Annotated in this window: 17 protein-coding genes; 10 read left to right on the forward strand and 7 right to left on the reverse strand. The window is 57.3% G+C overall.

The genetic code is table 11. The annotated features are described in order from the left end of the window. Window positions 1-32: 32 nt before the first annotated feature. The 5 genes from DXH95_RS04035 to DXH95_RS04055 are packed head-to-tail and all read right to left on the reverse strand — an operon-like array spanning window position 33 to window position 5,216. Window positions 33-1,406, reverse strand: coding sequence for an amidohydrolase family protein (locus DXH95_RS04035; RefSeq protein ID WP_115548146.1), 1,374 nt, complete (start codon window positions 1,404-1,406; stop codon window positions 33-35). After that, window positions 1,403-2,389: a CoA transferase gene (locus DXH95_RS04040; RefSeq protein ID WP_115548147.1), complete on the reverse strand. Its 987-nt coding sequence runs from the start codon at window positions 2,387-2,389 to the stop codon at window positions 1,403-1,405. The genes DXH95_RS04035 and DXH95_RS04040 overlap by 4 nt, the downstream gene beginning before the upstream one ends. Continuing rightward, the gene (locus tag DXH95_RS04045) at window positions 2,386-3,393 is read right to left on the reverse strand and encodes an enoyl-CoA hydratase/isomerase family protein (RefSeq protein ID WP_115548148.1); all 1,008 of its coding nucleotides are present in this window, start codon (window positions 3,391-3,393) and stop codon (window positions 2,386-2,388) included. Before DXH95_RS04045 ends, DXH95_RS04040 begins: the two co-directional genes overlap by 4 nt. Window positions 3,394-3,406: 13 nt before the next feature. Next, window positions 3,407-4,903, reverse strand: coding sequence for a class I adenylate-forming enzyme family protein (locus DXH95_RS04050; RefSeq protein ID WP_115548149.1), 1,497 nt, complete (start codon window positions 4,901-4,903; stop codon window positions 3,407-3,409). Window positions 4,904-4,907: 4 nt separating this feature from the next. Further along, entirely contained in the window at window positions 4,908-5,216 is a 309-nt protein-coding gene (locus tag DXH95_RS04055; RefSeq protein ID WP_115548150.1) for a hypothetical protein, read from the reverse strand. A 162-nt stretch (window positions 5,217-5,378) separates the two neighbouring features. Here DXH95_RS04055 and DXH95_RS04060 point away from each other — a divergent pair, with 162 nt between their 5' ends. The 8 genes from DXH95_RS04060 (at window position 5,379) to DXH95_RS04095 (ending at window position 15,011) form a co-directional block, all read left to right on the forward strand. Further along, window positions 5,379-6,143, forward strand: coding sequence for an SDR family NAD(P)-dependent oxidoreductase (locus DXH95_RS04060; protein ID WP_115548151.1), 765 nt, complete (start codon window positions 5,379-5,381; stop codon window positions 6,141-6,143). Next, on the forward strand, window positions 6,143-7,642 hold the full coding sequence (locus DXH95_RS04065; RefSeq protein ID WP_115548152.1) for a class I adenylate-forming enzyme family protein: 1,500 nt from the start codon (window positions 6,143-6,145) through the stop codon (window positions 7,640-7,642). The genes DXH95_RS04060 and DXH95_RS04065 overlap by 1 nt, the downstream gene beginning before the upstream one ends. After that, the gene (locus DXH95_RS04070; protein WP_181883567.1) at window positions 7,639-8,460 is read left to right on the forward strand and encodes an SDR family NAD(P)-dependent oxidoreductase; all 822 of its coding nucleotides are present in this window, start codon (window positions 7,639-7,641) and stop codon (window positions 8,458-8,460) included. Before DXH95_RS04065 ends, DXH95_RS04070 begins: the two co-directional genes overlap by 4 nt. Beyond that, window positions 8,457-9,248 carry an SDR family oxidoreductase gene (locus tag DXH95_RS04075; protein WP_115548154.1) on the forward strand — a complete coding sequence of 264 codons (792 nt, stop codon included), beginning with the start codon at window positions 8,457-8,459 and terminating at the stop codon, window positions 9,246-9,248. The genes DXH95_RS04070 and DXH95_RS04075 overlap by 4 nt, the downstream gene beginning before the upstream one ends. Window positions 9,249-9,273: 25 nt before the next feature. Further along, window positions 9,274-10,281, forward strand: coding sequence for a DUF2889 domain-containing protein (locus DXH95_RS04080; RefSeq protein WP_181883568.1), 1,008 nt, complete (start codon window positions 9,274-9,276; stop codon window positions 10,279-10,281). 114 nt (window positions 10,282-10,395) lie between these two features. After that, on the forward strand, window positions 10,396-12,879 hold the full coding sequence (locus tag DXH95_RS04085) for a TonB-dependent receptor (RefSeq protein WP_115548156.1): 2,484 nt from the start codon (window positions 10,396-10,398) through the stop codon (window positions 12,877-12,879). 107 nt (window positions 12,880-12,986) lie between these two features. Beyond that, window positions 12,987-14,234: an MFS transporter gene (locus tag DXH95_RS04090; RefSeq protein WP_181883569.1), complete on the forward strand. Its 1,248-nt coding sequence runs from the start codon at window positions 12,987-12,989 to the stop codon at window positions 14,232-14,234. Beyond that, window positions 14,235-15,011 carry an enoyl-CoA hydratase-related protein gene (locus tag DXH95_RS04095; RefSeq protein WP_115548158.1) on the forward strand — a complete coding sequence of 259 codons (777 nt, stop codon included), beginning with the start codon at window positions 14,235-14,237 and terminating at the stop codon, window positions 15,009-15,011. It begins immediately after the preceding gene. 112 nt (window positions 15,012-15,123) lie between these two features. Here DXH95_RS04095 and DXH95_RS04100 read toward each other — a convergent pair whose 3' ends face one another. Together DXH95_RS04100 and DXH95_RS04105 are read right to left on the reverse strand one after the other, a co-directional pair. Next, window positions 15,124-16,347 (reverse strand): amidohydrolase family protein, encoded by a 1,224-nt coding sequence (locus DXH95_RS04100; RefSeq protein WP_115548159.1) that lies wholly within the window; start codon window positions 16,345-16,347, stop codon window positions 15,124-15,126. A 192-nt stretch (window positions 16,348-16,539) separates the two neighbouring features. Beyond that, complete coding sequence (locus DXH95_RS04105; RefSeq protein ID WP_115548160.1) at window positions 16,540-17,658, reverse strand: amidohydrolase family protein; 1,119 nt, start codon at window positions 17,656-17,658, stop codon at window positions 16,540-16,542. A 141-nt stretch (window positions 17,659-17,799) separates the two neighbouring features. On the opposite strand from DXH95_RS04105, the gene DXH95_RS04110 reads away from it, so the two are divergent. Both DXH95_RS04110 and DXH95_RS04115 read left to right on the forward strand, forming a co-directional pair. Beyond that, window positions 17,800-18,501: a FadR/GntR family transcriptional regulator gene (locus DXH95_RS04110; RefSeq protein ID WP_115548161.1), complete on the forward strand. Its 702-nt coding sequence runs from the start codon at window positions 17,800-17,802 to the stop codon at window positions 18,499-18,501. Then, the gene (locus DXH95_RS04115; RefSeq protein WP_115548162.1) at window positions 18,498-19,727 is read left to right on the forward strand and encodes an alpha/beta fold hydrolase; all 1,230 of its coding nucleotides are present in this window, start codon (window positions 18,498-18,500) and stop codon (window positions 19,725-19,727) included. Before DXH95_RS04110 ends, DXH95_RS04115 begins: the two co-directional genes overlap by 4 nt. Window positions 19,728-19,791 lie beyond the last annotated feature (64 nt).

Consider the following 19,791-nt stretch of genomic DNA (forward strand, 5'->3'; position numbering starts at 1 on the left):
ACAACCTATGTAACTAGGTCAACCATCTCAGCTTATGTTGCGGTGAAGGGCGCCCCACCGATGATTGTCATGGCCACAGGATTTGCAGTCCAGCCTTCGGCCAGCACCGAAAGCGGCGTTCCTAGCAAGCAAAGGTCTGCGGCTTGTCCCGGCTGGATTCCCCGATCCGCGCCATAGAGGCCGAGTGCCTGACGCAGCGGGATGGCTTCTTTCTTGCCAATTATGGCGCCTGATTCGGTGGTCCGTTTGGTCGCGGCCAAGATTGCCTCCCACGGATCGATGCTGCCATAGGGTGCGTCGGACCCGGCGAGCACATTTATGCCTGCATCGGAAAGGCTGCGTAGCCGGTAAAGGTCTGGTAGGTCGTCGGGCTCGATCGTCGCAAGATAGCGGTCGCCGCGGGTGCGAACGAAGCCGGGCTGGGTGACGATGGTCAGGCCAGACCGCGCGATGTCGGCCAATAGGCTTTGGGGAATGACGCTGCCATGCTCGATCCTGTCCCCAGGGCGAGCACCGCCGGCGGCATCCAGCGCGGCCAAGAAAAACAGCAGTTCGCCGAGGGTGACACAATGGGCCGCTGCAGCGCGATTGTGTTGCCGCGCAATTACGATGCGGGCCGCGACCTCGGCGACATCCGGCAATGCGGATTCATCATAGAGTAATTTCAGGGGGCCGCGTTCGAGGTCGGGCGACAGCGGCAAATCTTCCCGCCCCATTAGCGTCAGTTTTTGCAGCAGTTCCCCGGATTGGACAGCCGCCTCGAACAAAGCAACTTCCGCAGCGCCATTGGAGGCACCGGCATCGGTGACGGACGTTATGCCGAATGCGGCAAGTTCGCGGCTGAGATGATGCAACGATGGTGGTGGTGAGGCTAGGGTCGATCGCAACCAGACGTCTCCACGCCAGATGCGCCCGGTCGGGCGACCCGAAGCATCGCGTTCTACACAGTCCGGCCAAGGCCCCGGCCCGATTGCGTCAATAGCCCTGCTGTTGAGCAGCCACAGCGCGCCTGTACGGTCCTGAACACGGATTGGCCGGTCGTTGATCCATTGATCGAGCATGTGTCGGTCGGGGATCTCGGTATCGGGCTCGATCAGGCCAGTCGCGCGCAGCCATGCCCCTTCCGCCAGCCTTGCTGCGTGTTGCCGCAGGGCAGCGCAAACGGCATCCATGCTCTCGCAACGGGCTAGATCGACCGTCACCTTTCGCGCGGCGGTGGCGAACAGATGCAGGTGATGATCGTGCAAACCGGGGATGAGATCGCGGCCATCGCACACAATTTCCGGCCCGGATACAGAGAGGTTCGGGCCAAGCGCCAATATCTGCCCGCCCTTTATGGCTACATCACACATGGCAGCGCCGTAGGGCCGCACATTGCGCAGGATAAGGTCCGCGGCAACCGTCATCGCAAGCCAATCCGGCTGGCATAGCGTGCTGCCGTCTGGGCTAGCGCCATGTCGATCAATCCCGACTCCCCAGCCTCTATCGCACGTGCAGCTGCAAGCGCTGCTTCAAGCCCGGTCAGCGGGTCGGCGAGTGCATCGCCGATGAAATGAGGTGCGCCTCGCTCCCACGCGACCAGTCCGCCCGCCGCTGCACAGTCATCGCCAAAGCCTGTCCGCATCGCTGCCTCACCCCGCCAGCCATACGCAGTGATGGCGATCCAGATCAACGACGGATTTATCGCAAAAATCACCTCTTCGCTGAGGCCGTGGCGGGCTAGCGCATGGGGACGGCCGCTAGTGATAAGAATATCAGTCTCACCAATAGCATCCAGGAGCCGAGAGTCGCAGAGCGCCATCGTTTGCGTCGCCTTCTGCCCGTTTAGCCGCTGATGCAGTGCGGGTGCCGTGAGGGGGGTTGGGTCTGGCCGTGTCGGGCTCTCGACACGCGTTACCTTTACGCCTGCCGCCGCAAGCAATCCGCCACACAATGGCCCCGCCCAAAGCGCGGACAAATCGATAGCCTTGAGGGCGTGATCGGCGCGCTTCGCGAAGCGCAGGCGCGGCGATGGTGCAGACCGTGTCTCGTTTACAATTGCAACCGGTAAATGCAGCATTTGCCCGTCAGCTAATGCAATATCGCAAGGCGTCTTCGCGAGATAGCCGATCACCGCATTCCACGGATCATCATCCAGCGCGCATCCTGTCCAGGCGGGGACGGTGCGGACATCATCTTCGCGCGCTAGCGATACTGCCATCCAGCCATCCAGCGCCTCGACCATCCGGCTATGCCGGTTCGGCGACCAAAGGCCTGGTGCTGTCAGACCAAGCGAGGCATCGCGCTGGAGCAAGGCAGTCGCATCAACCGACACAGCCTGCCCCAAATTGCGCGACACAGCTTCAAATTCTGCACCGGTTTCGCTTATGGCGGACAGCAGCCGTTTCATTGGCGGGTAATCGTGTGGATCAACCCCATCGATAACGCTTGCGGGGCCGTCACCCGCTTTCCGGACAGCAGCATCCACGCCGTTCTATGCCGCCCGATGGCGCGCGAAACCGAAACAGTCCCGCCCGCTCCAGGGATCAATCCCATCTGCAATTCGGGTAACTGGAACCAGGCATCGCGCGAGGCGACCCTGTAATGGGCAGCAGCAGGAACCTCCAGGCCGGAGCCGATACACGCGCCGTGCAGCAACACACTTGCCCGTTCCCCGAGACTGTGCAGCGCCCGCGCACAACTGTGGAGTGTGCGCACGACATGGGCCTTTGCCAGATCATGGGCTGAGCCAAATTCGGGCAAATGCCCTCCCGTTGAAAAGCAACGGCCATTGCCCTCGATCCGGACGAAGGGTTTCGAAGGATCATCAAGGCAATTCGCAAGCGCATTGTAAAGCGCATCGCGCATCGCCGCCGTCATGGCATTGTCGCGCTCGGGATCGTTGAGTGTGAGCGTGACAATATCATCCGTTCGACTGATCTTGACCCATTCTGCGCTAGGGGAGGTCGTTGTGACCCGCGGCGGTTGCATCGCGCACCAGTTGCGGAATTCCTGGCCCCCAAGCAAGGTCGAATAGGCAAGCGATTCAACGTCAAGCGCCTGCGCGAACGCCAATTTTTCAGTTAGACGCAAAGTCCGCGCCAACATTGTCGCCGCGACAGGTTGTTGCCGCACAGTACCGGCAAGTGTTTCCGCATGTGTGGCCAATCTTTCGGCCGGAACCGGTATCCACGGCGCCGGCGCATCGACACGCGCTGTCAGCAACACATCGTAGGCATCGATCGAAACACATTCGAGTGTGCCATGTGCATCCAGCCCGATCAGCACTGACTGGACCCCTGAGGGTGGTTGACAAGTCGCCGGGCCAATCCAGACGGCACGGCTGCCGAACGCAGACCAGTCGTCCGCCTCTATGGCGTCGGGTTGCAAAAAGGCCTCATCGTCCCGGGTCACGGACGAGCTTCTATCAGCAATCGGCTGAGAGTTCAGCCTTCAACACGCGGCGGAGCAATTTACCGGTTTCATTATACGGCAGCTCTGTGCGGACGAACCAGGCTTCAGGTGTTTTTGTGGAACGCAGCTTGCTGCGGACCATCGCCGCTAGCGCATCGCAATCCACGCTGTCGGTTTTGCCTACAATCACCGCTGCGACCTTTTCACCCCATGTGGCACAGGGCAGGCCAAGTACTGCGCAATCGGCGACGCTCGCATCTTCGCGTAGAACATGTTCTATTTCACCGGGAGAGATATTTTCGCCGCCGCGTACGATTACATCATCAAGGCGCCCGTCGACATAAAGATAGCCGTCCTTGTCGAGCCAGCCGCCATCGTTGGTCGCAAACCAGCCATCGTCGGCAATGGCGCGCTTATGAAGATATTCGCCCGACACCTGATCGCCGCGCACATAAATCTCACCTTGCTCTCCGGGGCCAACAATTTTGCCTTCTTCGTCGCGGATTTCGAGTTCGATCGACGGCAGTGGCTTGCCTACCGAACCCAGTCTGCGACGTATGTCGGGATCCTCTGAGGCAAAGGCGATCCGGTGGTCTTCGGCACCCAATAAAGCGATGGTGGAGCTGGTTTCAGTCAAGCCATAGGCGTTCACAAAATCAACCTGGGGCAGCATGGCGAGCGCGCGGGCGATCGTAGGTTCGGGCATCCGTCCGCCGCCATAAGAAAGTGCGCGCAATGCAGGCAATGTTTCGCCGGTCTTTTCCATCACGTCCAGAATCCGGTCGAGCATGGTTGGAACAACCATCGCGTGGGTGATTGCCTCACGGGCAGCGGTTTGAACCCAGTCTTCCGCTGTAAAGGCCGGCAGATAGACGATCCGGCGCCCCCCATAGACGGAGGTCAGTACGGCGGAAATGCCGGCAATATGATAAGGGGGGACGCTGACCAGAGCTGCTTCGTCTTCGTCCGAGCCAAGGAATTCGACGGTGGACATCACATAGGATGTCAAATTTGCATGGCGCAACACGGCGGCCTTCGGGTCGCCTGTTGTCCCGCTGGTGAACAGCAGAACGGCGATATCGTTGTCGGGTTCGGGTAGGTCGACTGGGTCTTCGACAGGGCCCGTGATGAAGCGCGCGTCAAAATCGCTGCGCAACACAATTTCGACACCCTCCACTTCGGCAATACGTGATGCCATATCGTCGTCGACAACCACAGTCGCCGGAACGGTGCGCGCAACCAGTTTGCGCAAATCCTCGTCCGACAGCCGATAGTTGATCGGAACAAAGGGCAATCCGGCTAGACCGCTGCCAAACAGCAAAACAGGCAACGCATCTCCGTTGAGTCCAACAAAAACGGCGTGCTGCGTATCTGCACTGGCGAGCCAAGCCCCCACTGCGCGTGCGCGTGTGCGGAGGTCTGCATAGCTCAGGCCAGCCGTTTTGGAGCCAATGGCAATCCGGTCGCCGCAAGCTTCGGCGGCAATATCGAGCAACAGGTTGGTTTGCACAGGGTCAGTCCGACGCGGGCAGGGGCTTGGCTTCTTTCAAAGTCAGCGGCACGCCATTGAACGCGAGCGAGCCTGCGCCTGCTTTGGCGCCGAGCACTTCAATACCGCTGTCGATATCGGTATAGCGCTTGCCGATCAGGACGCCACCAGCATGCGCCGGGTCAATGGTGCCCGTGGGTGGCGTAGTGTCTGTCTGAGGAAGCACCGCCACGCCACCACATTGCAATTCGCCAGCGGCTGAAGGAGGGCGGACGACAACCATCTGTGCATCACAAACGGCGCTTTTCCATCGCGATCCGGGTTTAAGCTCCATTTCCTCTCAATCCTCATTTTCGTTCGGCGGCTTAATTCAACCCCCGATACCTTAACATCGTTCAGACATAAAGCGCGGGCCCGATCAACGTCAGGCCAAGCAAAGTTTGCATCGCGCGATTCACTTATTGCACTAAGTAAACTATCTTGGCAAGATTGAAGCATGAACGAACTGACCGGAAAAAATGCGCTGGTGACCGGCGGAGCCCGAGGCATCGGTGCGGCGATCGTGCGCCGCCTGGCCAAAGCAGGTGCGCGAGTCGTCGTCAATTATGCAAATGCGGACGCGGAAGCATCGGCACTTGTCGACGAAATTGCCGCCAATGGTGGGCGCGCGATTGCGGTCAAGGCTGACATTTCCACTCTCGCCGGAATACAGGCTCTGTTCAACGCGTGCGACGCCGAATTTGGTGAAGCGCCCAATTTGGACATCCTCATAAACAATGCGGGAATCGGCAGTGGCGGCGGTGATGCCAGCTTGAAATCGGGGAGCGAGGAACTTTTCGATGCGATGATGGCAACCAATGTCAAAGGCCCGCATTTTGTCACTCAGGCAGCACTTCCACGGCTACGCGATTCTGGGCGTATCATCAATATTGGCTCGATGTCGGGTAAAGTCGGGCAACCCTTTGCTGCAGGCTATGGCATGACGAAACGTGCCTTGCAGAGCCTTACTTTCTCGACAGCGCTTGCGGTTGCCAAGCGCCAGATCACCTGCAATCTCGTCGCCCCGGGTGCTGTTTCGACAGATTTCATCGCGGCACTCCGTGACAAACCAGGCTGGGATGAGGCCACCGCCAAGCACACACCGATGGGACGGCTCGGCGAGCCGGATGACATCGCCGGGGCCGTTATGATGCTGGTCAGCGAAGATGCGCGCTGGGTGACAGGACAAATTATCGAAGCGAGCGGAGGTCTGTCGATCTGATGGCACTGATGACCGAAAAACTGCGCGCAATCATGGCGCTCGATCCTGCCCGGACCGAAATTGACTTCGAAGGCATCGAATATAGCTGGGCGCAACTTGCTGCAACCGTTGGCGCGATCGAAGCTGCACTTCAGGCGCTTGAATTGCCCGAGGACTGTCGTGTCGGCATCATGCTGCGGAACCGGCCAGGACATATCGCTGCGATCATTGCTGTGCTTTCAACAGATCGGTGCCTTGTTTCGCTCAATCCGATTTTGCCGGATGAAAAGCTGTTTGCGGATGTGGAGGGGTTGAGCTTACCCGTAGTCATCGCGGATGCAACCGATCTGGCACGCGCGGGCCTCACGGAATCGCTCAAACGCGCCGGTTCCGCAGTGATTGAAATCGGCCCCAGATTGGAAGGCGCGCGACTGGTAAGTGATAGCATCAGGACCGGCATCAAGCTTTCACCCGGTGTCGCTATCGAAATGCTGACCAGCGGCACAACGGGCACCCCCAAACGCGTGCCACTTTCGCGCAATTCATTCGACGCCAGTTTTCGTGGTTTCACCAAATATGAACGCAACCGGAGTTTTGACGATCCGCCAAAGCTGAATTCGGGTTGCACGATGGTCGTCAACCCATTGACCCATATTGGCGGGATTTATGGTTGCATAGGGGCGCTCGCGGCTGGGCGAAAGATTGCGCTGCTGGAGAAATTTTCGGTCGACGCCTGGGTCGACATTGTGCGCAATAATCGGCCTGCGGTCGCCCCGGCGGTTCCTTCGGCCATTCGTATGCTGCTCGAAGCCGATGTGGACAAGGAAGCGCTATCGTCTTTGCGGGCAATGATCAGCGGCACAGCGCCATTGTCGCCGGATCTGGTCGACGCATTTTACGACAAATATGGCATTCCCATATGCGGCAATTACGGTGCTACCGAAATGGCAGGTGCAGTAGCCGGCTGGAATATCGATGATTTTCGGAAGCGCTGGAGTGAAAAACGCGGCGCTGTAGGGCGGATGCATGCCGATATCGAAGCGCGTGTCGTAGATGCCGAAACCGGGGAACCGCTTCCGCACGGAAGCGAAGGGCTGCTGGAACTCAAAGGCGCGCAACTCGGCAATGATATGCAATGGATGCGGACAACCGACCGTGCTGTGCTTGATGATGATCGGTACCTTTGGATCAAGGGGCGCGCCGATAATGCGATCATCCGGGGTGGTTTCAAGGTGCACCCTGATGATGTGGTCAAGGCCATCAACCAGCACCCATCCGTCCGGGAATCAGCTGTTGTCGGCGTTCCGGACGATCGGCTGGGCGAGGTGCCCGCAGCCGCAATCATCCTGAAAGCTGGCGAGACCCCCCCCGAAACAGATGTGATGAAAGCATTTCTCAAGGAAAAGCTGATCGCCTATCAGGTGCCTGTCCATTTCCGCTTCGTGGAAGACTTTCCGCGCACGCCCTCGATGAAGCCTTCTGCGCCGGGACTGAAGGCGTTGTTCGGGGTTGCTGTGTGAGCGAGAGCTTTTCCGGAAAAACCGTCATAGTTACCGGGGGCGGGCGCGGGGTAGGCCGCGGCATCGCGCTGGGTTTTGCATCGGCTGGCGCGAATGTGATGCTGGCGGCACGCACGCTGTCTTATGCCGAAGAAACCAAAGCCGATATTGAAGCTGCCGGTGGTGTTGCGGACATTTTCGGGATCGACGTCAAGGATCACGCTCAGTGCAGTGCCTTGATCGCGGCAACAGCCAAGCGGTTTGGCGGGATAGACATCATCGTCCATTGCGCAGCGGACATCGCGCATGGCGGGGTGGGGCATGTTTCGGACGAAGCGATGGAGGCTGGCTTTGCCAGCATCGCAAAGGCAGCATGGTGGCTGCTTGATGCAGGTCGTCCCTATCTGGCCAAAGCATCGGATGGCGGGCGGTTTATCGCGATCGGTTCGGTCAACGGAACTGTTTCGATTGTGCCGAATATGACTGCTTACGGCATGGCCAAGGCGGCGCTCGACGCTTTTGTGCGCGGTGCGGCGGGCGATGTTGTGGCAGACGGGATCACCGTCAACGCGGTCAATCCCGGCCTGATAGCCAGTGCACGGGCGATGGCGGTGTTGGGGGATGAAGGCCTTGCTACATATGCCGCTACGGTTCCGGTCGGACGGGCCGGCACACCGGAGGATGTGGCCCATGCCTGTCTGTTTTTGGCCTCGGCCCGCTCCTCATATATCACGGGAACCAGTATCAAAATGGACGGTGGCTCCAGCGTTGCCGTTGCCAACGGACGCAACGACTTGCTTCAGAATAAGCTTAAACAACAAAGGGAAATTCAGATATGAAACTCGATAATTCGGTCTCCGCTGTCGTCACCGGCGGGGCATCGGGCCTTGGCCGTGCGTCGGCGCAGGCACTTGCATCGGTTGGTGTCAAAGTCGCGATCTTCGACATGAATGAAGAAGGTGGGCAGGCGGTTGCCAACGAAATCGGTGGGACATTCCATAAAGTCAACATCATGGATGAGGCTGGTGCCGAAGCTGGCTTCGCCGCTGCCCGCGCAGCCAATGGCCAGGAACGTATTCTGGTCCACTGCGCACAGGTGTCGAAAGGCGGCAAGACTGTTGCCAAGGATCGTGAAACGGGTGGATTCAAGAGATTTTCGACTGAGGATTATGAATTCTCCGCGCTGGGTATATTGGTCGCGTCCTACCGCATGGCATCGATGTCGGCGCTAGGCATGGCCAGCCTTGAACCGCTCGAAGATGGCGAACGCGGTTGCATAACGCTTACGGCGTCGGCTGCGGCGCAAGACGCACAGATCGGACAGGTTGCTTATGGCAGCTGCAAGGCGGGCGTTAACGGCCTTGTCCTACCCATCGCGCGCGATTTGATGGATATTGGTGTCCGCTGCAACTCGATCATGCCGGGCATCTTTGCAACACCGCCGATGCTGGCCGTGAAAGACAGGGCACCGCAAATTTTTGAAGGGCTTGCGGCCTCGGTTCCCTTCCCGAAACGCCTTGGCAAGCCAGAGGAATTTGGCAGCCTGGTACTCGAACTGAACCGGAACACCTATTTCAATGGCCAGGCCATCCGGCTTGATGGTGCCATCCGCATGCCACCGCGTTGATGGGCATGATAGCAAGGATAGCATATTGACCGGTCACGAACGCATCGTCCGCAACCCCGCCGGGCCAGCACCGGTCCGGCGACCCAATTCGGTTCGCCGGACATCGACCATCGACACGGGCTGGCCCGGCGGCTTTGGCCAACCGGTGGTGATGGTCGGTCGCGCGCGGGATGTTCTGACCGGGCCGGATGGCGGACCGCCAAAAATTCTGGCCGAAGACAGTTTTCGCATCGGCGCAACGGCGCGGCGGGAAATTTTGGACATAAGTGTCGAACCGCATCGCCCGTCGATCGACGTGCTGGTCGGTGCGCGCGGCGGCGGGCATTTGCGGGCATTGCTTGCCGAAGTGATGCCCGAAGAGCGTGTCAACGGCTCCCCGCTTTACCTGCTGCTTGACGATTTTTCGGGCGCCAGCCTGGTCGCGGGCTGGATATGGTCACAATGGGTCAATGATTGGCAGGAATTGGCGCAGCAGTCCGGCGCACGATCAACGGCCGGGCGCGGCGGGGTGATGACCGATATCTGCGCTGGTTTCGAGCAAGGTTCGACCGCACTAATGCCCGATGGCAGCAGTAACCGGAGCCAGAATTCGGCCGAAGTTCCCTCACTCGTCAATCCGGACGATCCGGAAGGGTGGCACAATCTGTTCGATCACGCGCCCGTTTCGATGCGCCGCGCCCGTCGTATCGATGTCTGGCGTGATGGAGGCGACGTGCGAATCGAGGTCGGTTTCCAGGATAGCGGTATCAACCCAAAGGGTGGACGCACCGCCATTCACGAATATCTTGTCCATGCTGTGGCGCGGGGAGCGGATTTGGTGCTTGCGGAAATCACGGTCGATCCGCGGATATTGCCGTATCGCGAATGCCCCAATGCCGCCCCCAATGCTGACAAAATGGTCGGGCTGAGACTGGCGGATTTCCGCAAGTCCGTGCTCGAAACACTTCCTGGTCCGCTTGGCTGCACGCACCTTAACGACGTGCTCCGCTCGATGGCCGAGGTGCCACATCTGGCGGCGCATCTGCCGCACTGATGCATTCCGGTCACACTCAAACAGCAAATTCAAAAGCCCATTGCATCTGCTGTCCCACTTAGTTATACAAGTAATAGATGACACTCAAAGCTGGGTGCATATCAGGAGAGGAATATGGCTGCTTTTAAAAGTGCCCCCAAGGGCGCATTCGTTCGGATTTTATCGACCGTTTCCACCGTTGCGTTGGGTATCGGTGCGTTTACCGCGCCAGCATTTGCTCAGGAAGCAACCGAGGAAGATTCTGTCGGCTTGACCGAAATTATCGTGACAGCGCGGAAGGTTGAGGAAAATCTTCAGGATGTGCCAGTCGCGGTTACCGCCTTCAGCGGTGAAGATTTGCAGAACCAGAATATCCAGCGCTTGCAGGATGTAGCAAATTTCACTCCGGGCCTTGCGATGCGTCAGGGTTCTTCGACTCCGTCGGCAGTCACAATCACACTTCGCGGTCAGGTTCAGACCGATATTCTTGCCACACTTGATCCATCGGTCGGCACCTATGTAGACGGTGTATATTGGTCGCGTGCGTATGGCTTGAACAGCGACATTCTCGACGCGTCGTCGGTGCAGGTCTTGAAGGGCCCGCAAGGAACATTGTTTGGTCGCAACACGACCGGTGGTGCGTTGCTGATCAATACGAACGATCCTGATCTAAACGAATATGGCGGTAAGATTTCGGCGAGCTATGGTCGTTTCAATGAACTGACGCTCAATGCAGTATCGAACATCCCAATTGTCGAAGACAAGATTGCTATTCGTCTGGCTGGTCAGCGCTTCAAGCGCGATGGCTTTACATCCAATACCACTGCTTCGACCACGGCCTTACTCGGCAATACAGTTGTGCGCCGCAATTATCCCGGCTCGCAGCTTGGCCGCAAACTCGATAATCGGGATCGCTGGAATTTCCGCGGCAAATTGCTGATCAAGCCAACCGATCGCTTGAGTCTGCTGTTCTCCGGTGAATATTTTGACATGGAAGAAAATCCTGCCCGTCAGCTTGTGTTTGCGGCTTCCGCGTTTAATGCCGGGCTAGCAACGCCAACCAACCCAACGCCGAATTCGACTTATTCGGTTAGCGCAACTGCAGGCACCTTCGTCGGCATCCTGAACGGCAATCCGCCCGCGACTGCAACGGCACCCGGTTTGGCCATATTGAATGCACAGGCAGCGACATTAGCCGCCAATCCACGGACGACGGCAAATAATGAAGTTTCATACGCTTTGGCTCGCACCTACACTTATGGCTTCACCGGCGCACTCGACACCGATTGGGGTGAGATCAAGCTGATCTTGGGGCAACGTAAGGTCAATTCGGCAGCTGGACTCGATCTTGAGGGTTCTTCTTACGCCGTCCACTTTACCGAGGGCCAACAGGAGCTGAAGCAACAGTCTGCAGAACTGCAGATTACGGGACAGGCCTTTGCCGATGCCGTCGATTTTGCAGCCGGCGCTTTTGTTTTCCATGAATCGGGCTTTGACCAGTCGATCTCGGTTACCGTTCCAGCTCTCAATCCTGCCACATCGCACTTTTATGGCAAAATCGACAATGACAGCATCGGCGTCTACGGTCAGGCTTCATGGCACATCACGGATGCGCTAACCTTCACGGGTGGCCTGCGTTATTCTGTGGACGATAAGGGCCTTGAAACCCGGACGAATAACTACATTCGGACTAGCGGACTTACCATCTGCTCGATCATTCCAGTTGCGCCGTTCAATGCAGGCGGCGAAGTGGTGGGTCCGGCGCAATGCGGTGTGAAGCGTCGCGACAGCTTTGCCGGTGTTTCATATACCGCTGGCCTTGATTACAAGCTGAACGACGATGTCCTTGTCTATGTAAAGACAGCAAAGGGCTTCCGCTCGGGCGGGCAGAATCTGCGCGCACCCAATACAGCTGCTTTCATCCCCTTCCGTCCTGAAACCGCCATTTCGTACGAGGTTGGTTTCAAGGGCCAGTTCTTCGACAATCGGGTTCGCTTTAATGCTGCCGCATATCTCACGAATGTAAAAGACATCCAGCGCTCGACCTTGATTGCTACCCCGCCTATTCCACCTTCAACCGTTCCCGGCACGGCGACAATCCTGGGCAATGCTGGTAAGGCTCGCTTCAAAGGGATTGAGGCTGAACTGACTGCTGTCTTGTTCGATGGTTTCCGGCTCAGCGCTTCCGGTGCTCTGGTCGATCCGGAATATGTCCGCTTTGCCGACTTGAGCGGTGACCGTTCGTTCGAACGCTTCACCGGTGTTGCGAAAAAGCAGTTTTCGTTCGCCGCTGATTATTCGGCCGACCTTGGTGCAGCCAAGTTGAATCTGCATGCTGACTACAGCTGGCGAAGCGACGTGCCCGTGGCGGAGTATAACTTCGTTGCAAACCCGCAAAATCAGCAAATTATCGATGCGACCACTGCCCCAGCTATTGGATTGGTCGGAGCACGTGCGTCTGTTGAATTTGGTGACCATTATGAAATTGCTGTTTTCGGTCGAAATCTGACCAACAAGCGGGACAATATCAGTACGCTTCTTGTCGCGCCACTCGGCTATGTCACGGGCGTTCGCAACGAACCGACAACCTACGGCGTGACCGCTACCGTCAAATTCTGATGCGTTTTGTCACTCCCTTCAATGGGGTTTGAAATCTGGGGGAGGGTCGGGAAACCGGCCTTCCCCCTTTTTGTTGAGAGGGCTGAATGGCACAGGAAATCTCCCCCATGCGCCGGAACCTGACCTTTGGGCTGATGTTCCTTGTCGCGATATTGAGTTATGTGGACAGGCAAATTTTCACCCTGTTTCAGGATGACATAAAGCTGGAGCTTGGCCTCAACGATGGCCAGCTCGGGCTGTTGACGGGGATGTCTTTTGCGCTCTTTTACGCCATAGCTGCTTTCCCGATTGCCCGTTACGCGGACCGGGGTGACAGACGGTTGGTTGTTGCGTTGTGCGTTATGGTCTGGAGTGCAGCGACCGCACTTTGCGGTGTGGCAAACAGCTTTTGGCAGATGGTATTGGCCCGCATTGGTCTTGCTGCCGGGGAAGCGGGCGCTGGTCCTGCTTCAATTTCGCTACTGACCGAGATTTTCCCTCCTGAAAGGCGCACAATCGTCATTTCTTCGATGCTTGCAGCCAGCGCCATTGGCATATCCGCGGGACTTTGGCTTGCGGGCTGGCTTTCGCAGTTTTTTAACTGGCGCGAAGTTTTCCTTATCGTCGGCTTGCCCGGCATTCTGATTGGTCTGGCAGTCTGGCTGTTCTCGGCCGAACCGCGTCGGGGCAAGGGCGATGTTGTTGTTCCGCCGCAGCAGATTGGCATGGCCGAGGTGATGCGGACCATGGCTGGCAATGTATCGCTGCGCTGGGTGGGATTATTGCTCATCATGGTACCCGTTACCGGCTTTGCCTTCATCATATGGGGCGCATCCTTTTTCCAGCGCGTACATGGCATGACCAAGGCGGAAACCGGATTCTGGCTGGGCACGGCGATGGCAGTCGGGCTGGTGATCGGGAATCTGGCAGCCGGTTGGGTTGCAGATAAATGGGGCAAGGATAATCCTCGCTTCAATGGCTGGTTTGCGGGGCTCGGTCTGCTGGCCGCTTTCCCGCTGGCGATGCTCTTCGTCTATTCCGCCAACCCTTATGTGGCGCTTGCCTGTTTCGTGGGCATGAAGTTTGTGATGACGCTCCATCTTGGTCCAATCATTGCGCTCAGTTTTGCGCAGGTCCCGGTTGCGATGCGGGCAATGATGTCGGCCACGATCAACATGCTCATCGGCTTGGCGGGTACCGGGGTAGGCGGAACGCTTACCGGCTTTTTAAGTGAGGCTTATGCACCAGGATTTGGCGAAATGTCGCTGCGTCCCGCACTTGCCACTCTCTCCTGCTGCCTGATAGTGGGCGGCATCGCGGCCATCATGGCGGGGCGGACGGCTAAACCATTGAAAGAACATATAGTGGAGGCGTGAATGCAGTTCATCACCGTCGAAATCAACGGTCCGGTCACTACCGTTACACTTAACCGGCCAGAGGTGATGAATGCAATCAATGCGCAAATGCACCAAGAGTTACAGGCAGCCTTTGATGCCTTTGCCGCAGATGCCGGGCAACTTGCCTGCGTCATAACCGGGGCAGGGGATCGGGCTTTTTGTGCGGGCAGTGACCTGAAGGCTGCTGTGGCTGACGGCCACCGCGATTACCCAAGGAACGGATATGCCGGACTGATCGAACGCTTTGACTGTCCCAAACCCTTTATTGCAGCGGTGAACGGCCTCGCGCTTGGTGGCGGGTTTGAGGTAGCATTGGCATGCGATATCATTATCGCTAGCGAGGGAGCCAGCTTTGGTTTGCCAGAGCCGCTGGTCGGTGCGGTGGCACTTGGCGGGGGTGTTCACCGGCTCGCACGGCAAATTGGCCTGAAACAGGCGATGGGAATGATATTAACCTCACGGCGCGTGAGTGCAGCGGAAGGCGCGCGGCTTGGCTTCGTCAACGAGGTGGTTGCAACCGGGCAATTGCAGGCTGCAACTTTGCGCTGGTGTTCGGAGATATTGCGGGCTTCCCCAATGTCGATCCGCGCCTCAAAAGAGGCGGTGTATCGCGGGCTCGATGAAAGTGGCGTGGCAGCAGCGATGCGTAACCAGAAAAGCTACCCCGCATTTGCGGCCTGGGCCGAAAGCGACGATGCCCGCGAAGGGCCCAGGGCATTTGCGGAAAAGCGACCGCCTGTTTGGAAGGGGCGTTAAAGGTCGATTCCGGAAATTGCTGGACAGCCCATCAGAATCCAAGCTGCGCACAACAAAAAATACCCCGCCAGCCCAGGCCGACGGGATAAGTGGAGGAGAAGGTTAAACCCTGTCAGGCGGCAATCGCCAGTTCCTGACGCCTTGCATCCACCTGCGATTGCAGATTGGCGCGGCTGAAGAGCTTGGCTGCATTACCCCCCAGGACGGCGACGAAATCGTCGATGCTAGCATCCGGGTGCTCGGCCATCATCTTGTCGACAACGTTGCGGGTGAAGGGAAATGTGCCTTCAGAATGCGGATAGTCGCTGGCGAAAAGCAGAGCCTCGATACCCACGCCGCGCCGTGTGGCGATCGATCCGGTGTCGTTCTGCAAGGCGCAATGCACCTGATCGCGTACGATCTGACTGGGCAGTCGTGACAATTTTGGGGAGATTGACGGGGCGTGCCCGTTATAGACCTCGTCCATGCGCTCGGCGAGGCCCCAAAGCCAGCCTGCGCTATGCTCGGCAAACAGGATATGGGCTTTCGGATTGCGATCCAGCACACCACCAGCGACCAACTGGGTGATGATTTCGACCGCGTCATTCATCTGCCGGGTGTAGTTGTACAGCGCGCCGCCGGGTCCGCGAAGCGCACGGATGTTGATGTCGCCAACACCGGTATGGAAGACCAGGGGAATGCCTTTCTCGCCTGCAAAGGCAAAAATCGGATCCCAGCGTGGATCATTGTAATTGTTGAGGCCCTCCCACAGACAGAAAGCGGCATAGCCCAATTCGGCGGTTCGCTTGCATTCTGCCAATGCATCGTCAAAGTCGAAGCAGGGGATCATCGCGGCGGGAATCAACCGGTCGCGGACGGGGGCGGTATATTCCCAAGCCCAGTCGTTATAGATCTGGCATGCGGTGCGTTGGCCTTCGCGGTCACTGATGCGCGGCAGCATCAGGCCCAGCGACGGGAAGACGAGTTCGGCGTCGACGCCGTCACGATCCATGTCGGCCAGACGCAGGTCCAGATCGCGTGCGCCGCGTCTTTTGGTGTCGACGGCACAATCGCTGACAAAATTTTCCTTGGCATCGGTGCAACTGCGATCGGCGTTGGTGCCGGTTTGGGCGTTGAAGGCGGCATCGCCTTCGCCGGTTTTATGCTGGTGAAAATTGGTCTGGATTTTCAGGATGACCTGCTCACCGATCTTTGTGATCCGCAAATCGCCATCGGACTCGCTGCGGATGGCAAATTGCTGCAGATGTTCGGGCATTGCCTTCACAAAAAGATCCGGCGGTTCGGCGACATGGGCGTCGCAACTGAAAACAAAGGGGCGGGCAGCGGTATCAGACATGGCATTTCTCCTGCGTAACAGCGACGAATCGTTCGCTTCGGCCTTGCAGTTCGAGAATGCCTAAATAGGTATCTAATAAAATTGATATAGGTCAAAATATGCGCAAAATTAGGCAAATTAAGACTTTTAAAGATACTTAAAAGCCGCGACTACAAGATGTAGCCGCGGCTCAATTTTGTCAGAAACTGGTATTTATGCTGCCAATAAAACAGGGCTAGTCGACACCACCGGCTCAATTCCAAACAGCCGAGCTCCGTTCAGTCCCAGAATGTCAGCGCGCACCGAATCACTGACGTTAAGACCTGCGAACAGCTCCTCAGTGAGTTTGCGACTTATCGGGAAAGTACCTTCTGCATGCGGATAATCGGATCCCCACATGATGTTGCGCGCTCCAGGGAGTCCCGCTGCTGCGGCGGTAATGCAGGCGCGGTCATGCTGGAAGCTGGCCCACACCTGATCGTCGATGATCTGGCTCGGCTTGCGCGACAATTTCGGGAAAACGAAATTGGCATGTGCTTCGCAGACTTCATCCATTCGCTCGGCAAGTGCGACTAGCCAGCTTGCGCCACTTTCGATGAACGCGACGCGCGCCTTGGGATTACGATCGAGCACGCCGCCGGACACCAGATACATGGCGCTGGTGCAGGCATCCATCATCTGGTTCGAATAGTTGATAATGCCAGCACCTTGGCCGCGTTCAATGACTACTGATTCAAGACCGGTACCAGTATGCATCACAAAAACGATACCCAACTCTGCACCTTTGGCAAACACGACGTTCCATTTTTCGTCATTGTATTTGGGCAGGTTCGGCGGGGATACAGCCGGCAGCATTGCTGCCGTGAAGCCCTTGCTTGCTAGATATTCGAGTTCGGCGACGGTATTCGAAAAATCGAGAACGGGCAACATTCCGCAACGAACAAAGCGGTTGGGGTGGCTTCCCAAGAAATCATTGTTCCAGTCATTATACAGACGGGCCGAAGCTGCTTCGGCTTCCGCGCTGTCGAGCGCATAGAGCCACAGGCCGAGCGATGGGAAGCAAATTTCGGCATCGATGCCTTCCAGTTCCATATCTTCCAGACGGCCCGGAATTTCCCGGATGCCCTTGCGTTCGTTATCGCCCAACGCCTTTTCGCGATGCTGGCCAACGCGCAGCCGGTAGATGATCTTTTCTTCGGTGCCGGTTATCAGAAATTCGCCTTCTTTACGCGAGTGGATTGCGTGTTTCTTGAGCGACGCCGGAAGTCCGTCGAGGAAAATTCCTGCGGGTTCCATGATGTGGCTGTCGGCGCTGAAAACAAAAGGCTTCATTACTAAACTCCTCTAACGCTCGTTTTCCATCGAGTCGCATTAATAGATACCTAGTTATACAGGTTAGCGCAAGCGATAACTGGACAGATCCGTTTTAATCCTCTATTTAGATAACTCTATACATTTCAATAGGAGGCCTGCTTGCTTGCGCTCAATGGTGAAGGTTCACTGGTCACACGTACCGCTCAGGCTTTGTCCAATTTGAGCATGGAGCATGCTCCCGGAGATTATCTGGGGGCAGAGGATGAACTGCTGGCAAAGCTGTCAGTCAGTCGTCCCACATTGCGGCAAGCGGCAAAAATAGTCGAAAGTGATCGGCTGATCAGCGTCAGGCGCGGTATCAAAGGCGGTTTCTATGCGACTCGCCCCAATGCAGCAGATGCGATCAAAGCACTTGCCCGCTATTTACGGTTGAATGGCGCGACAATCGCCGATGTTTTTGCCGTGACTAAGTTGGTCGCGGAACAGGCAGGAGCCTTGGCCGCATCGAGTCGCGATCCAGATCATCGCGCGCAACTCACAAGGTTTAGGGATTCGATCGAACGGAATATCACGCCGGGCTCGCTGATACGGGCCGAAGGCGCGCTGGCGCGGCTGATTGCTGACATGAGCGGTAATCCGGCAATGCAGATCGTCATGGAGATCGGCTACACTTTTGGCATGGAAGAACAGGGGATGCGATTTTATGCCAGTGAGGTAGACCGCGAACGAACGCGGTTGCTCCAAATTACACTTTGCGATGCGATTCTGGCGGGTGACGCTGAAATTGCCAGACTGATGATGCGACGTCGGTCGGCAATGATCGAAGAGTGGATCAAGCGCGAGGTGGAGGCGACACAATGACCTATGTCCGCGAGTTCAAAGGCTTTGCCGGTATTCGGCTGGAGGCGGATGATATCGGGTCAGCGGACGATCCGTCGATCATCCTCCTTCACGGCGCAGGACAGACGCGACAGGTTTGGGAAGATGTGGCTGTCGCTTTGCAGCAGGCTGGTCGGCATGTAATCAACATTGATTTGCGCGGACATGGCGGCAGCGAATGGCCTGAAGATGGTCGTTATGATTTTGATGCGTATGTGGAAGACTTGCGCGCTGTGCTGGCGCAGATGCGGACACGGCCTGTCGTAGTCGCGGCAACTTTGGGAGGCTGGATTGCGACTATCGCGCTTGCGGAAGAGGCTGCTACCCTTGCTGCAGGACTTGTTCTGGTAGACTTGCCGATGACAAACGATCCAGATGTTACGCGAACAATGGCGGAAAAGTTGCGCAATCTAGCAACAACGCGGGTGGGCAAGCCGGATTACGACGTTCGGTTTTTCGACCGATTTGATATGAGCGGCGTGATCGACAGGATCAATTCTGCCGCGTCGCAGATAAATATCCCGGTGTTGTTCGTGTGTGGCGCCCGCAGCAACCTTACGGGTGGTGCTCAAGCCGCATCATTTGTCAACCAATTGCCAGATGTAGAGGCTATTGAGGTGGAGGACAGCGGTCTGTTGGTCACGGCCGAACGCACCGAGAACTTTAATGCGTTGCTGATTGACTTTCTGGAGCGAAAGCACCCTCGCTTTGTGTCGGAATTCCGGGAAGGATCGGATGCTAGGACCTTTCGCGATGCGCTTGGCTGCTTTGCAACGGGTGTGACAATCATCACTGCGATGGCACCCGACGGTTCACCAATCGGCCTGACTGCAAACAGTTTCACCAGCGTTTCACTTGATCCACCCTTGCTGCTCGTTTGCATCGCCAACAACGCAGGCAGTGGACCCGTTCTGCGTGAAGCGGAGCGTTTTGCGGTGAATGTGCTGCAGATCGGCCAACAGCCTACATCGAATCGTTTCGCCGGAAAGGGCGAGGATCGCTTTGCCGCCACGCCTTGGGAGATGGGTGAGTTCGGCACACCGGTGCTTACGGGCTCGCTCAGCAGTTTTGAATGCGCTCGCGATGCGGTGCATGATGGCGGAGACCATTTCATCCTGGTGGGAAGGGTCTTAAAGGCGATGTTTGAGCCTCGCCGCGATCCTTTGCTCTACTTCCGTGGTAAATATCGCCGCCTGCATTTTGCCTGATTTGTATCGGGACTGGACAAGCGCTACAGCTTAATCATAATGCACTTAGTTATATAAGTTGGGA

This window comes from Sphingorhabdus pulchriflava (assembly GCF_003367235.1).
Lineage (GTDB): Bacteria > Pseudomonadota > Alphaproteobacteria > Sphingomonadales > Sphingomonadaceae > Sphingorhabdus_B > Sphingorhabdus_B pulchriflava.